This is a genomic window from Luteococcus peritonei (assembly GCF_039526385.1).
Taxonomy (GTDB): Bacteria; Actinomycetota; Actinomycetes; order Propionibacteriales; family Propionibacteriaceae; genus Luteococcus; species Luteococcus peritonei.
This window is the reverse complement of sequence record NZ_BAAAIX010000019.1, coordinates 13,404-27,218: the sequence shown is the minus strand read 5'-3', so window position 1 is coordinate 27,218 and position 13,815 is coordinate 13,404. Positions and strand designations below refer to the sequence as shown.

The 13,815-nt window shown below is 70.5% G+C and carries 10 protein-coding genes; 2 read left to right on the top strand and 8 right to left on the bottom strand.

All coding sequences use genetic code 11. From position 1 onward, the window contains the following. Positions 1–6: 6 nt before the first annotated feature. Positions 7–795, bottom strand: a complete 789-nt coding sequence (gene recO / locus ABD073_RS08605) for a DNA repair protein RecO (RefSeq protein WP_343873651.1) — start codon at positions 793–795, stop codon at positions 7–9. 49 nt (positions 796–844) lie between these two features. Here recO and ABD073_RS08600 point away from each other — a divergent pair, with 49 nt between their 5' ends. Then, positions 845–1,711, top strand: coding sequence for an isoprenyl transferase (locus ABD073_RS08600; protein ID WP_343873650.1), 867 nt, complete (start codon positions 845–847; stop codon positions 1,709–1,711). A 49-nt stretch (positions 1,712–1,760) separates the two neighbouring features. Here the strand turns inward: ABD073_RS08600 and ABD073_RS08595 are convergent, their stop codons facing one another. The 7 genes from ABD073_RS08595 to ABD073_RS08565 all read right to left on the bottom strand — a co-directional run bounded on the left by ABD073_RS08595 (position 1,761) and on the right by ABD073_RS08565 (position 10,152). Continuing rightward, positions 1,761–3,395 (bottom strand): FGGY-family carbohydrate kinase, encoded by a 1,635-nt coding sequence (locus ABD073_RS08595; protein WP_343873649.1) that lies wholly within the window; start codon positions 3,393–3,395, stop codon positions 1,761–1,763. A 300-nt stretch (positions 3,396–3,695) separates the two neighbouring features. Further along, positions 3,696–5,438, bottom strand: coding sequence for a 2-isopropylmalate synthase (gene leuA, locus ABD073_RS08590; protein WP_343873648.1), 1,743 nt, complete (start codon positions 5,436–5,438; stop codon positions 3,696–3,698). Positions 5,439–5,667: 229 nt separating this feature from the next. Continuing rightward, positions 5,668–6,219 carry a hypothetical protein gene (locus ABD073_RS08585; RefSeq protein WP_343873647.1) on the bottom strand — a complete coding sequence of 184 codons (552 nt, stop codon included), beginning with the start codon at positions 6,217–6,219 and terminating at the stop codon, positions 5,668–5,670. Between the two features lie 61 nt (positions 6,220–6,280). Further along, positions 6,281–7,246: a GTPase Era gene (gene era / locus ABD073_RS08580; protein ID WP_386751700.1), complete on the bottom strand. Its 966-nt coding sequence runs from the start codon at positions 7,244–7,246 to the stop codon at positions 6,281–6,283. Positions 7,247–7,301: 55 nt separating this feature from the next. Continuing rightward, positions 7,302–8,627, bottom strand: a complete 1,326-nt coding sequence (locus ABD073_RS08575) for a hemolysin family protein (protein WP_343873645.1) — start codon at positions 8,625–8,627, stop codon at positions 7,302–7,304. A gap of 89 nt (positions 8,628–8,716) precedes the next feature. After that, complete coding sequence (gene ybeY, locus ABD073_RS08570; protein WP_343873644.1) at positions 8,717–9,172, bottom strand: rRNA maturation RNase YbeY; 456 nt, start codon at positions 9,170–9,172, stop codon at positions 8,717–8,719. Beyond that, positions 9,169–10,152, bottom strand: a complete 984-nt coding sequence (locus tag ABD073_RS08565) for a PhoH family protein (RefSeq protein WP_343873726.1) — start codon at positions 10,150–10,152, stop codon at positions 9,169–9,171. The genes ybeY and ABD073_RS08565 overlap by 4 nt, the downstream gene beginning before the upstream one ends. Positions 10,153–10,393: 241 nt before the next feature. On the opposite strand from ABD073_RS08565, the gene ABD073_RS08560 reads away from it, so the two are divergent. Then, complete coding sequence (locus ABD073_RS08560) at positions 10,394–13,783, top strand: bifunctional proline dehydrogenase/L-glutamate gamma-semialdehyde dehydrogenase (RefSeq protein ID WP_343873642.1); 3,390 nt, start codon at positions 10,394–10,396, stop codon at positions 13,781–13,783. Positions 13,784–13,815 lie beyond the last annotated feature (32 nt).

The following is a 13,815-nucleotide window of genomic DNA, read 5'->3' as shown; positions in this document are numbered from 1 at the left end:
GCCGGCTCAGCCCTGGGGCTGCTGCCGCAGCTGGGAGTGGTGGGCCTCGGCATAGCTGCGCTCCACCATCGTCATCGAGCGCAGGCCGCGCTCCAGGTGCCACTGCACGAAGGCCTGCACCAGACCGGATCCCTCACGCTGCTGCGCCGCAGCGACGCCCCGGGTCAGCTCCCAGCGTCCGGTGAGCAGGGCCTGCAGGTAGTCGACGGTGCCCGGGTTGGGACGTGCCGAACCGGGCGGGCGGCAGTCCACGCAGACCATGCCACCCGCGGAGGGGTTGAAGAAGGCGTGCGGACCCTCGATGCCGCAGCGGGCGCAGTCCGAGAGCGAGGGTGCCCAGCCGGCCGTCGCCAGGGCGCGCAGCAGGTAGGAGTCCAGCACCATCGCGGCCGGGCGGGGCCCGTCGGTGGTCCCCTCGCCCAGCACCCGCACCGCCCCCACCAGCAGCCGGTACTGGCTCGGTGAGGGCTGGCCCTCCTCGGAGACCAGCCGGTCGGCGGTCTCCAGCATCACCTGGCCGCAGGTGTAGGCCTCGTAGTCGGCCAGCAGCGGCTCGCCGTAGGCGTGCAGGCTCTCCACCTGCGCCACCACGTCGAGCGCCCGACCCTGGGCGAACTGGATGTCCACATGGCTGAAGGGCTCCAACCGGCCACCGAACTTGCTGGAGGTGCGGCGCACCCCGCGCGCCACCGCGCGCACCTTGCCGTGCCGACTGGTCAGCAGCGTGATGATGCGGTCCGCCTCACCCAGCTTGTGGGTGCGCAGCACGAGGGCATCGTCACGATAGGTGGGCACCCGGCCATTCTCCCACCGCGCCCAAGCCCGCCCGCGCTAGTCTCTCGGCGTGGCAAAGACCTACCAGCGTCCCGAGAAGCGTCCGCCGAGCCCGCACCCCAGCGGGGCCCGGCCACCCCAGATCGAGCCCTCCCTGCTGCCCCGGCACGTCGCCATCGTGATGGACGGCAACGGCCGCTGGGCCAAGCAGCGCGGCCTGCGCCGCACCGAGGGCCACCAGCGCGGCGAGGCCAGCCTGTTCGACGTGATCGAGGGCTGCATCGAGCTGGGCATCCCCTACCTGAGCGCCTATGCCTTCAGCACCGAGAACTGGAAGCGCTCCCCCGACGAGGTGGCCTGGCTGATGGGCTTCAACCGCGACGTGATCCACCGCCGCCGCGACGAGTTCGACGCCCTGGGCGTGAAGGTGCGCTGGGCCGGGCGACGGCCGCGACTGTGGCGCTCGGTGATCCGCGAGCTGGAGGCGGCCGAGGAGCAGAGCAAGGACAACACCACGCTCACCCTGCAGTTCTGCTGCAACTACGGCGGCCGCGCCGAGATCGTCGACGCGGTGCGCGCCCTGGCCGAGGACGTCAAGGCCGGCCGGGTGGACCCGCGACGGATCACCGAGACCAGCTTCCGCGCCTACCTCGACGAGCCCGAGATCCCCGACGTGGACCTGTTCGTCCGTTCCTCGGGCGAGCAGCGCACCAGCAACTTCCTGGTCTGGCAGTCGGCCTATGCCGAGATGGTCTTCCTGAACCAGCTCTGGCCGGACTTCGACCGCCGCGACCTGTGGCAGGCGGTGCAGATGTACGTCGACCGGGACCGGCGCTTCGGTGGTGCCGAACCGAACAAGGTGGAGCAGCCGCTCGACCCCACCGAGATCCCCGCCTGGGAGGAGGCCGAGCCGGCCGACGAGGTGCTCGAGGACTGAACGGCCGAGGGGGCCCGGTGCACTGCACCGGGCCCCCTCGCCATCCCTGTCAGCCCTGGGGCTGCTCGGGCTGCGCGCCGGGATCGCCCTGCTCACCCGCCCCCGGCTTGCGGGAGAGGTGCTCGGCGATCCGGTGCTGCACCCCGCGCACCCCCGGGTAGAGGTCGATGTAGGCATCGGTCCAGAACGTGTACTCCTCGTGCGCCGCCCGGTCCGGCTCGATCACGTCCACCTCGTGCACCATCGCGGAGGCGGCCTGCTTCATGTCGCCCACCAGGCCGGAGGCAGCGGCGCCCAGGATGGCGGCACCCAGGCAGGAGGCGTCCTGCACCTTGGTGGTGGTGATCGGCACCCCGGTCACGTCGGCGTGCATCTGCATCCAGTCGCGGCTCTTCAGCGAGCCGCCGCAGGCCACCAGCTGGTCGGCGGAGAAGCCGGCCTGCCGCATGGCGCGCAGGTTGTGCTCCAGGCCGTAGCAGGCGGCCTCCTGCAGGGCGTGGTAGACGTGGGCGCTGGTGTGGTGCAGGCCCAGCCCGGTGATGGTGGCCCGGGCCCGCGAGTCGGTGTAGGGGGTGCGGTTGCCCTGGAAGTACTCGTTGATCACCACGCCGTCGGAGCCGATCGGGATGTCCTTGGCAATCCGGTTCAGCAGGTCGAAGGCGCTGATGCCCAGGGCGTCGGCGGCAGGCTTGACCTCCCCGGCGAAGTTGTCGCGGAACCAGCGCAGCGCCGAGCCGGTGGAGGCCTGCGCCCCCTCGACGATGTAGAGCCCCTGCACCAGCGCATCGGTGTAGCCGCCGAAGAAGCCGGGGCCGGAGATCGGCGCGTCGGCCTGACCCAGCAGCACGTCGGAGGAGCCGGTGATCAGCGCCATCCGGCCGGGCTCCAGCACGTTGAGACCGAGCATGCCGCACTCGGCGTCGACGATGCCCACACCCACCGGGGTGCCGGCCACCAGGCCCAGCTCCTCGGCCACCTCCGGCAGGAGCCCTCCCAGCTGCGTGCCGGGGACGCCCATCTGCTCGGGCAGCTTGCCGAAGGCGTCGCCGGCGCCGACCGCCTCGTAGAAGTCGGTGGGCCAGCCGCCCAGCGAGTTGTCGTGGTACATCTTCAGCGAGGCGCTGCACAGGTTCACCCGCAGCTCGCCGGTGAGCTTGTGACCCAGCCAGTCCGGGCAGTCCAGCAGCCAACGGGTGCGGTCGTAGACCTCGCGGTCGTTCTCGCGAAGCCAGGCGGCCTTGAAGGGATACCACTCGGCGGTGGCCGGGGTCTGCCCGCCACCGTTGTAGCGACGCACCGGATGGTCCAGCTGGTCGGCGCGGGCGGCCTGCTCGGTGGCGCGCACGTCCATCCACATCATCGCCGGACGCAGTGCCTGGCCCGACGCGTCGATGCTGACCAGGGTGGCCGAGGTGGCCCCGAAACCGATGCCCTTGATGGCCTGCGGCGCCACCCCGCTCTCCTCCACCACCATCCGGGTGGCCCGCACCAGGCTCTCCCACCACTGGCGGGGATCCTGCTCGGCCATGCCGCGGCCGGGGTAGCTGGTCTGCCAGGGCGAGTCGTGGAAGTGGACGGGCTCCCCCTCCGCGTCGAAGATCCCGCACCGGCAGCCGCCGGTGCCGAAGTCGATGCCCAGGAAGAAGGGGCCGGTGGTCAGGTCTGCTCGCTGCGGTGCGTCCATGGCTTCACGCTAGGCATCCGCGGCCGGTTGCGACAGGGGCACGGGAAATTTCCCGTGCCCCCGCCGCAGTTCCATCCATCCGGTCAGATCACGCCGCGGTGCCCCACCGGGTAGAGCAGGTCGCCGGAGTCGTTGGCGACATCGGGACGGTAGACGCCCACCATCGCGGTCATGGTGACGTCCCGCCAGAGTTTCCGACCATCTGCACAGTCACAGCTGCGGCCCCGGGACGAGCAAGAGGCCCGCACCAGGTGGTGCGGGCCCCTCGTCGTCGGGTCCCGGCCTCGGCCGGGAAGCCGATCACATTCGGTTGACCACGCTCACGACGCCCTTCAGCGAGGCGGTCATGATGTCGGGGTCGATGCCGACGCCCCAGAGCACGCGGGCGTCCTCGTCGCTGCCCACCTCGCACTCCACGTAGGCCGCGGCCTGGGCGTCGCCGCCCGCGGTGAGCGCGTGCTCGGTGTAGTCCAGGACGCGGATCTGGATGCCCAGCTGGCCCAGCGCGTCGACGAAGGCCGAGACCGGACCATTGCCCTCACCGGTGATGGTGCGCTCGGCGCCCTGCCAGACGATGTTGGCGGTGATGGTGTGCGCGCCGCCCTGGCTGGCGGTGGAGGTGCTCACCACCTGCAGCGGCTCGTTGCGCAGCAGGTACTCGTCGGAGAAGATCTCCCACATCTGCTGCGAGTTCACCTCGCCACCCTCGCTGTCGGTGTGCGCCTGCACCACCCGGCTGAACTCCATCTGCAGCCGGCGCGGCAGGTCCAGCTTGTGGTCGGTCTTCATGATGTAGGCCATGCCGCCCTTGCCGGACTGGCTGTTCACGCGGATCACGGCCTCGTAGGTGCGGCCCACGTCGAAGGGGTCGATGGGCAGGTAGGGCGCCTCCCAGGCCACCTCGTGCATGCTCTTGCCCTGCTCGCCAGCGGTCTTCTCCAGCGCCTCCAGGCCCTTCTTGATGGCGTCCTGGTGGGAGCCGGAGAAGGCGGTGTAGACCAGGTCGCCGGCGTAGGGGTGGCGCGGGTGCACCGGCAGGCCGGTGCAGTACTCCACGGTGCGCCGGATCTCGTCGATGTTGCTGAAGTCGATCTGCGGGTCGATGCCCTGGCTGAACAGGTTCATGCCCAGGGTGACCAGGTCCACGTTGCCGGTGCGCTCGCCGTGGCCGAACAGGCAGCCCTCGACGCGGTCGGCGCCGGCCATCACGCCCAGCTCGGTGGCGGCCACGGCCGTGCCGCGGTCGTTGTGCGGGTGCAGCGAGATGGCGACGTGGTCGCGGTTGCGCACATGGCGGCCGAAGTACTCGATCTGGTCGGCATAGGTGTTCGGGGTGCTCATCTCCACCGTGGCGGGCAGGTTCAGGATGATCTCGCGGCCCTCGCTGGGCTGCCAGACGTCCATCACGGCATTGCAGACCTCGATGGCGAAGTCGGTGGGGGTCTGGGTGAAGATCTCCGGGCTGTACTGGAAGCCGAACTCCACGTCGCCCAGGTTGGCCTCCGCGTGCTTCAGCACCATCTCGGTGCCGCGGGTGGCCATGGCGATGCACTCCGCCTCGCTGACCTTGAAGACCACGCGACGGAAGAGCTCCGCGGTGGCGTTGTACATGTGGATGTTGGCCCGCTTCGCACCCACCAGCGACTGCGCGGTGCGCTCGATCAGGTCTTCGCGGGCCTGGGTCAGCACCGAGATCTGCACGTCCTCGGGGATGGCGTCGTCCTCGATCAGGCCGCGCACGAAGTCGAAGTCGGTCTGGGAGGCCGAGGGGAAGCCGATCTCGATCTCCTTGTAGCCCATCCGGACCAGCAGGTCGAACATCTTGCGCTTGCGCGCCGGGGTCATCGGGTCGATCAGGGCCTGGTTGCCGTCGCGCAGGTCGGTGGACAGCCAGCGCGGGGCGCGGGTGATCTTGGCGTCGGGCCAGGTGCGGTCCGGCACGGTGACCGGCTCGAAGGCGGTGTAGCGGCCGAAGGGCATCGGGCTGGGCTGCTGCACGGGGCGTCCGGACTGGGGACGGGTGCCGAAGGTGTTGGTGGTCATCTCTGCTTCCTTGCTGCGGTTCTAGGGGGTGTCTTCCGCCGACGTGCACGCGATGGCGTGACAGGGCTCCGCAGCGAGGATGCCGGCCGTGGGATCAGGCCTCGCTACGGCACACAAGGAGCAGTCGACCCGGTGCGTACCGGGGATGCCTCGTCCTGGCCATGGCGGACACTCTAGCCACATCGGCTGCGCGGCTGCGGGATTGCTTCCCACGACGTGGGACGCCGGCTCACTCGTCGAGGAACATCCTGACCCGGATGGCCACCTGCTCGTCCAGGCCCTCCATCAGCTCGCCGACGTCATCCACCCGGCGCGATCCCAGCCCACCCCAGTCGGAGGCGATGATGTCCTCGCCCACGACGCGGTGGCGGTTGACCAGCTCGCCGTCCAGGTAGAGGCCCACCTCGTCGCCCTCGTGGCGCAGCACGGCGGGCCTCAGCGAGCCGCCGGACTCGATGAGCATGGTGAAGGCCAGCTCCTGCTCACCGGAGTCGAGCAGCTCGCCCACCAGCAGGTACTCGGCGAAGCTGGGGACGACGTCGCCGGGGTCGGAGGCCTCGTGCTCACGCTCCACGAACCGGTCCCGGTCGTGGTGCAGGTAGTGGGTCCAGTGGCGCGGGTCGGCGTCGTCGAACTCGATCCGGTTGTGCACGTGGTAGAGCCCGTGCGGCGTGGTGAAGCAGATCAGCGTGCTCAGCGAGGTGGGATGCACCCGCCGCACCAGCGCGCCGTTCTTGATGCCTCCGGAAGGGTGGACGGATTCCAGGACCAGGTCGCTCATGGGCCGATCCTTCCAGATCCGGCCCGCGCCCCGGAAGCCCGTGCCGCCCTGCGGTCAGGCCTCAGAAACCCAGCCGGTTCAGGTACTTGGGGTCGCGCTGCCAGTCCTTGAGCACCTTGACCTTGAGATCGAGGTGCACCGGGGTGCCGAGCAGGGCGCTGATCTGGTGCCTGGCCCGGGTGCCCACCTCGCGCAGGTGCTCGCCCTTGTGGCCGATCATGATGCCCTTCTGGGAGTCGCGCTCCACGATCATCGAGGCGAAGACATCCAGCAAGGGCTTGTCCTCCGGGCGCCCCTCGCGCAGGCCCATCTCGTCGATCTCGACGGTGATGGAGTGCGGCAGCTCGTCACGCACGCCCTCCAGGGCGGCCTCGCGGATCAGCTCCTTGACCAAGGTCTCGTCGGGCTCGTCGGTCAGCTCGCCGTCGGGGTAGAAGGCGGGGCCGTAGGGCAGCAGCTTGACCAGCTCGTCGGCCACTACGTCCACCTGCTCCCCGGCCACCGCCGAGCACGGGATGATGGTCTCCCAACTGATGCCGAGCTTCTCCTCCAGCTGCTGGATCTCCACCAGGTGCTTGCGCAGCGTGTCACCGCTGACCAGGTCGGTCTTGGTGGCCAGCGCCACCAGCTTGGGCTTCTTGGGCAGCTTGGCGATCTCGCCCACCAGGAAGGTGTCGCCGGGCCCGATCGGCTGGTTGGAGGGCAGGCAGACACCGATCACGTCCACCTCAGTCCAGGTCTCGCGCACCAGGTCGTTGAGCCGCTGGCCCAGCAGGGTGCGGGGCTTGTGCAGGCCGGGGGTGTCGATCAGCACCAGCTGCGAGTCCTCGCGGTTCACGATGCCGCGGATCGAGTGACGGGTGGTCTGCGGCTTGGAACTGGTGATCGCGATCTTCGCGCCCACCAGGGCATTGGTCAGGGTGGACTTGCCGGCATTGGGGCGTCCCACGAAGCAGGCGAAGCCGGAGCGGAAGCTCTTGTCACCGGTCCAGTCGATGTCGGTCTCCGGGTCGAAGTCGTCGCCCATCAGCTCGGCGAGCGTCGGCATCCGCTCCGGCGTCGGCTTCTGGTCCGCGTACTTGTCAGCCATGCTGCTCCTCCTCGACGCGATCGACGTCGCGCTGCTCCTCGATGGCGTCCTCGCCCGGCGTGAGCCGGGCCAGGCAGGTGTCGATCTGGTGGCGGCGTCCCGAGGCCTTCTCGGCCTCCACCCGCACACCCTCCCAGTCCACGACACTGCCCGGGATGGGCACCATGTTCAGCTGCTTGGCCATCATGCCGCCCACGGTGTCGACGTCCTCGTCGGCCAGCTCCAGGCCGAACAGGTCGCCGAGCTCGTCGATCGGCAGCCGGGCGCTGATCCGGTAGACACCGGGCTCCAGCTGTTCGGTGAGGGTGGGTTCGGCGTCGTACTCGTCGACGATCTCGCCCACGATCTCCTCCAGGATGTCCTCGATGGAGGCCAGGCCGGCGGTGCCGCCGAACTCGTCGACCACGATCACGACGTGGTTGCGGTCGCGCTGCATCTCGTGGAGCAGCTCGTTGGCGGGCTTGGAGTCCGGGCAGAAGTGCGCCGGGCGCATCAGGCTGGCGATGGTCTCGTGGCGCTCCGCCTCCGGGTTGTCGTAGGAGCGCTTGACCATGTCCTTGAGGTAGACCATGCCCACCACGTCGTCCAGGCCCTCGCCGACGACGGGGATCCGGCTGAAGCCCGAGCGCAGGGCCAGCGAGAGGCCCTGGCGCAGGGTCTTGTCCTGCTGGATGAAGACCACGTCGGGTCGCGGCACCATCACGGCGCGCACGATGGTGTCGCCCAGCTCGAAGACGGAGTGGATCATGCGGCTCTCGCCGGAGTCGATCACGTCGCTGGCCTCGGCCTGGTCCACCAGGTCACGCAGCTCGGCCTCCGAGCTGAACGGTCCGTCCGCGAAACCGCGCCCCGGGGTCAGCGCATTGCCGATCAGGATCATCAGCTGCGGCAGCGGCCCGAACAGGCTGGTGAGCACCGAGACCGGGCCGGCCGCGCGCAGCGCCACCCGGTCGGAGCGCTGGCGTCCGATGGTGATCGGCGCCACGCCCCACAGGATGAAGCTGACCAGCACCATGACGGCGGCGGCCAGCGCGATGCGCTGCCAGAAGACCTGGAAGTGGGCGAAGACCACGTGGCAGACCAGCACGATGGCGGTGATCTCGAAGACCGTGCGCACCAGCATGGTGGTGTTCACATAGGGCGCGGGGTCCTCGGTGATGGTGCGCAGCCGCTTGGCGCCGCCCTGCTCGTCCTCGACGAGCTTGTCGGCGCGGGCCTTGCCGGTGTGGGTCAGGGCGGTCTCGGCGGCGGCCAGCAGGAAGCCCAGCACGGCACAGACCAGGGCGACGGCGATTTCGATCCAGTGGCGCTCGGTCACGTGCGCAGATCACTCTTTCCGGTCTCGGGAGGCGGGACACGACGGCGCCCACCGCACCATCCTACGGGCGGGGGCGCCAGGGGACGGCATCACGCCTGCTGGCGAGCCTGCCAGGCGGCGATGATCTGGTCGTTCAGACCGAACATGACCGCCTTCTCCTCGGGCTCGGCGTGGTCGTGCCCGAGCAGGTGCAGCAGGCCGTGGATCAGCAGGTACTCGGCCTCCTCCTCGGGACGCCGACCGTTCTCGGCGGCCTGTCGCTCGGTGACGGCCGGGCAGAGCACGATGTCTCCCAGCAGCCCCTGGGGCGCCTCCTCGTCGTCCTCGGGGGCGCGCAGCTCGTCCATCGGGAAGCTCATCACGTCGGTGGGGCCGGGCAGGTCCATGAAGCGCACGTGGTAGTTCTCCATGGTGGGCTCGTCCACCAGCAGGATCGACAGATCGCTCTGCGGATGGATCCGCAGCTGCTCCAGCGCGAAGCCGGCCAGCCGGATCAGGCCCTGCTCGTCGGCCTCCATGCCGGACTCGTTGTTCAGGTCGATCATCGCTTCTCCCCGCGGAACTCGACAGAGCGACGGGTGGCGCGGTTCTGCCGGTCGAAGGCCTGCTGCACCACCGCATCGGTGCTCTCGTACTGGTCGTAGGCGGCCACGATGCGGCCCACCAGGCGGTGGCGCACCACGTCGCGGTTGGTGAGGTTGCAGAAGGCGATGTCGGCCACCCCGTCGAGGATCTGCTGCACGCCGCGCAGACCGGAGGGCTGCCCGTTGGGCAGGTCCACCTGGGTGATGTCGCCGGTGACCACGATCTTGGAGTTGAAACCCAACCGGGTCAGGAACATCTTCATCTGCTCCATCGAGGTGTTCTGGGCCTCGTCCAGGATGATGAAGGCGTCGTTCAGGGTGCGGCCGCGCATGTAGGCCAGCGGCGCCACCTCGATGGTCCCGGCGGTGAGCAGCTTCGGCACCGCCTCGGGGTCCATCATGTCGTGCAGGGCGTCGTAGAGCGGACGCAGGTAGGGATCGATCTTGTCGTTCAGCGTGCCGGGCAGGAAGCCCAGCCGCTCCCCCGCCTCGATGGCGGGGCGGGTCAGGATGATCCGGGTGACCTCCTTGCGCTGCAGCGCCTGGACCGCCTTCGCCACGGCGAGGTAGGTCTTGCCGGTGCCGGCCGGGCCGATGCCGAAGGTGATGGTGTTGGCATCGATGGCGTCCACGTAGCGCTTCTGGTTCAGCGTCTTGGCGCGGATCGACTTGCCGCGGGTGCTGAGGATGTTGTGGGTCAGCACCTCGGCGGGGCTGACCTCCTCGGCCGTCATCCCGACGATCCGCTCCACCGTCTCGCGGGTCAGGCCCTGGCCGGTGCGCAGGACGGTGATCATCTCGGTGAAGACGTCGGCCGCCAGGGCGATGTCGGCGGCGCCGCCGGTCAGCGTGATCTCGTTGCCCCGCACCAGGATGTCGGCGTCGAGCTCCTTCTCCAGGACGGTGAGGAAGTCGTCACGGGGACCGACCACGTTCACCATCGGGATGGAGGCCGGCACGGTGAGGCGGCGGGTGGCGCTGGGCTGGGGCACCTCGCGGCGCTCTGCTTCGGGACTGGTCAGGATTCCTCCGAGGGACGGGACCCGGCGGGTCCGTGGACGTCGACCAGTGTAGGTGGCGCCACCGACACTTCCCCAGCCCTTTTCCCGCCGGGAGACGAAGTTTCGCGCGCGGCGCACCCCGGGCTGCAGAACTGTCGGCGGACGTGGCTATCTTGGGGCCATGACCAACGACGATCTGATGGACCTGGTGGACCCTGCCGTCGAGCTGGCCGAGCAGTGGGCCACGGCGACGCAGCAGGGCGCGACCCCGGCCGAGCAGGCCACCACCGGCCAGCTGGCCGCCCTGCTGGGCGATGCGGCCGGCCTGGACCTGGCGGTCCGCTTCGTCGACCGGGTGGCCCGCCCCGAGGACGTGAAGGTGGCCGCCCGTGAGCTGAGCCGGATCTCCGCGGCCGACGCCTCCGGCTTCCTGGGCAAGGTGGACCGTGGCCTGCTGGGCGCCGGCGCCGTGGCCGCGCGGGTCTCCCCGCAGGTGGTGGTCCCGGTGGCGCGCAAACGGCTGCGCCAGCTGGTCGGCCACCTGGTGGTGGACGCCCAGGACCCGGCGCTGGGCAAGCACCTGGCCGCCTCGCAGGCCGACGGCTTCCGGCTCAACATCAACCTGCTGGGCGAGGCGGTGCTGGGCGAGGCCGAGGCGGAGTCCCGCGCGGACCGCACCCTGGCGCTGCTGGAGCGTTCCGACGTCGACTACGTCTCGATCAAGGTGAGCTCGCTGGTCAGCCAGATCTCCACCTGGGACACCCCCGGCACCGTCGAGCGCTGCGTCGAGCGGCTCCGTCCGCTCTACCGGGCGGCGAAGGCGAAGAGCCCGCACGCCTTCGTGAACCTGGACATGGAGGAGTACCGGGACCTGGACCTCACCATCGAGGTCTTCCGCACCATCCTGTCCGAGCCGGAGTTCACCGATCTGGAGGCCGGCATCGTGCTGCAGGCCTACCTGCCCGACACCGATGCCGCCTTCACCCGGATCCTGGACTTCGCGCGGGAACGCGTCGCGGGCGGCGGCGCCCCGGTGAAGGTACGCCTGGTGAAGGGTGCCAACCTGGCCATGGAGGCCGTCGACGCAGAGCTGCACGGCTGGGCGGTGGCCCCCTACGGCAGCAAGCCCGAGGTGGACGCCAACTACCTGCACCTGGTGGACCGCGCCCTCTCGGACGAGGCGGCCGGTGCGCTGCGCGTGGGCGTGGCCAGCCACAACCTCTACGACCTGGCCTTCGCACACCTGCTGGCCACCCGTCGCGGTGCCACCGAGCGGATGGACGTGGAGATGCTGCAGGGCATGAGTCCCTCGCAGGCCCGCGCCGTGCGAGACACCGTGGGCACGGTCATCCTCTACACCCCGATCGTCGCGCCGAAGGACTTCGACGTGGCGGTGAGCTACCTGGTGCGCCGGCTCGAGGAGAACGCCCAGCCGGAGAACTTCCTGCACGCCTTCTTCGCCGACAATCCTGAAGCCATGCCCGACCAGGAGCAGCGCTTCCGGGCCTCGGTGCAGGCCATCGAGAGCACCTTCCGCGGCCGGCGCCGCAGTCCCGAGCCGGCCTGGATCGGCGACCGCTTCAGCAACACCCCCGACACCGACCCCGCCCTGCACGAGAACCGCACAGCGGTCACCGAGGCGCTGGCCGCCGGGCCTCGCGAGCCCCGCAGCCGGGTGCTGGGCAGCGTGAACGAGGTGGAGGCCGTCGTGGCCACCGCGCTGTCCGCCCAGCCGGCCTGGCTGGCGCGCCCGGTGGCGGAGCGTGCCGACCTGCTGCGGGAGGCCGCACGCCAGCTGCAGGCTCGACGCCTGGAACTGCTGGGCGTGATGTGCCACGAGGCCGGCAAGACCGTCGGCGAGGCGGACCCGGAGATCAGCGAGGCGATCGACTTCGCCCGCTACTACGCCGACAGCGCCGAGCAGCTCACCCGCGGCCTGATGGCCGACGGCGCCAGCTTCACCCCTGACCGGCTGGTGCTGGTCACCCCGCCGTGGAACTTCCCGGTGGCCATCCCGATCGGTGGCGTGCTGGCCGCGCTGGCCGCCGGCAGCGCCGTGGTGATCAAGCCGGCCCCGCAGACCCCCGCCTGCCTGGAGGTCGCGGCCGAGGCGCTGTGGGCCGCCGGCATCCCCACCGACCTCTTCCAGGTGGTGCGCACCGAGGAGAACGAGGTGGGCCAGGCCCTGGTCAGCCACCCGGCCGTCGAGACGGTGGTGCTCACCGGCGCCACCGCCACCGCCGAACTCTTCCAGTCCTGGCGCTCCGAACGGCCGCGTGGGGCGCGGGTGTACGGCGAGACCTCGGGCAAGAATGCCCTGGTCATCACCCCCTCGGCCGACTACGACCTGGCCGTGGCGGACCTGGTGCGCTCCGCCTTCGGTCATGCCGGGCAGAAGTGTTCGGCGGCCTCCCTGGGCATCCTGGTGGGCTCGGTGGCCGAGTCCGACCGCTTCCGCAACCAGCTCGTCGACTCGGTGCGCTCGCTGCGGGTGGGCTGGCCCACCGACCTGTCCACCGGCATGGGCCCGCTGATCGAGCCGCCCTCGGAGAAGTTGGAGCGGGCGCTGACCACCCTGGAGCCCGGCGAGAGCTGGCTGGTGGAGCCTCGTCGCCTCGACGACTCGGGCCGCCTGTGGTCCCCCGGCGTCAAGACCGGGGTGCGCCCCGGCAGCTGGTTCCACACCACCGAGGTCTTCGGGCCGGTGCTGGGCCTGATGCACGCCAAGAACCTGGAGCAGGCGGTCGACTGGCAGAACGCCACCGGATTCGGCCTCACCGGTGGCCTGCACTCGCTCGACGAGCGTGAGATCGAGCAGTGGCTGGAGGCGGTCGAGGTGGGCAATGCCTATGTCAATCGCCACATCACCGGTGCCATCGTGCAGCGCCAGAGCTTCGGCGGCTGGAAGGGCTCCAGCGTCGGTCCGGGCGCCAAGGCGGGCGGCCCCAACTACGTCGCCCAGCTGGGCACCTGGCGCGAGGACGGGCTGCCGCAGTTCCGCACCGCACCCACGCCTGCCCAGCAGCGGCTGGTGGCCCGTGCCGCCCAGGAGCTGGGCGGCCTGTCGGCCGACGACCGCGCCTGGGTGGAGGTGGCACTCGGCAGCGATGCCGCCGTCTGGGGCGCCGAATTCGCCACCGGGCACGACGCCAGCGGCCTTCAGGTGGAGCGCAACGAGTTCCGTTACCGACCCTTCCCTCGGGCCTGGGTGCGGATGCAGGCCGGCGCCCGCCCGGCCGACCTGGTGCGGCTGCTGGCCGCCGCGCAGCTCGCCGGCTGCGCGGTGCAGGTCTCGGCCGATCCGTCGGTGGCGCTGCCGGCCTTCGTGGCCGGGACCAGCGTCAGTCACGAGAGCGACGAGCAGTTCAGCCGCCGGCTGGCCTCCGACCGTGACGTGCGGGTGCGCGTGGTGGGCGACCCGGCCGGTCTGGTGGTGGCGAACCCATCGGTGGCCCTGGTGACCGGCCCGGTGCTGGCCACCGGCCGCCGGGAGCTGCTGGGCTTCCTGCGCGAGCAGGCGATCAGCCAGACGCTGCACCGCTTCGGCCACATGCCGCCCTCCCCGCGCTGAGCGCAGGGCCCGGCGCCGAGCGATCGGCGCCG

Excerpts from the sequence above, each read along its gene's own strand:
- ABD073_RS08595 (WP_343873649.1), bottom strand. The coding sequence starts at position 3,395 with ATGGACGCACCGCAGCGAGCAGACCTGACCACCGGCCCCTTCTTCCTG.
- leuA (WP_343873648.1), bottom strand. The coding sequence starts at position 5,438 with ATGACCACCAACACCTTCGGCACCCGTCCCCAGTCCGGACGCCCCGTG.
- ABD073_RS08585 (WP_343873647.1), bottom strand. The coding sequence starts at position 6,219 with ATGAGCGACCTGGTCCTGGAATCCGTCCACCCTTCCGGAGGCATCAAG.
- era (WP_386751700.1), bottom strand. The coding sequence starts at position 7,246 with ATGGGCGACGACTTCGACCCGGAGACCGACATCGACTGGACCGGTGAC.
- ybeY (WP_343873644.1), bottom strand. The coding sequence starts at position 9,172 with ATGATCGACCTGAACAACGAGTCCGGCATGGAGGCCGACGAGCAGGGC.
- ABD073_RS08565 (WP_343873726.1), bottom strand. The coding sequence starts at position 10,152 with ATGGTGAACGTGGTCGGTCCCCGTGACGACTTCCTCACCGTCCTGGAG.
- ABD073_RS08560 (WP_343873642.1), top strand. The coding sequence starts at position 10,394 with ATGACCAACGACGATCTGATGGACCTGGTGGACCCTGCCGTCGAGCTG.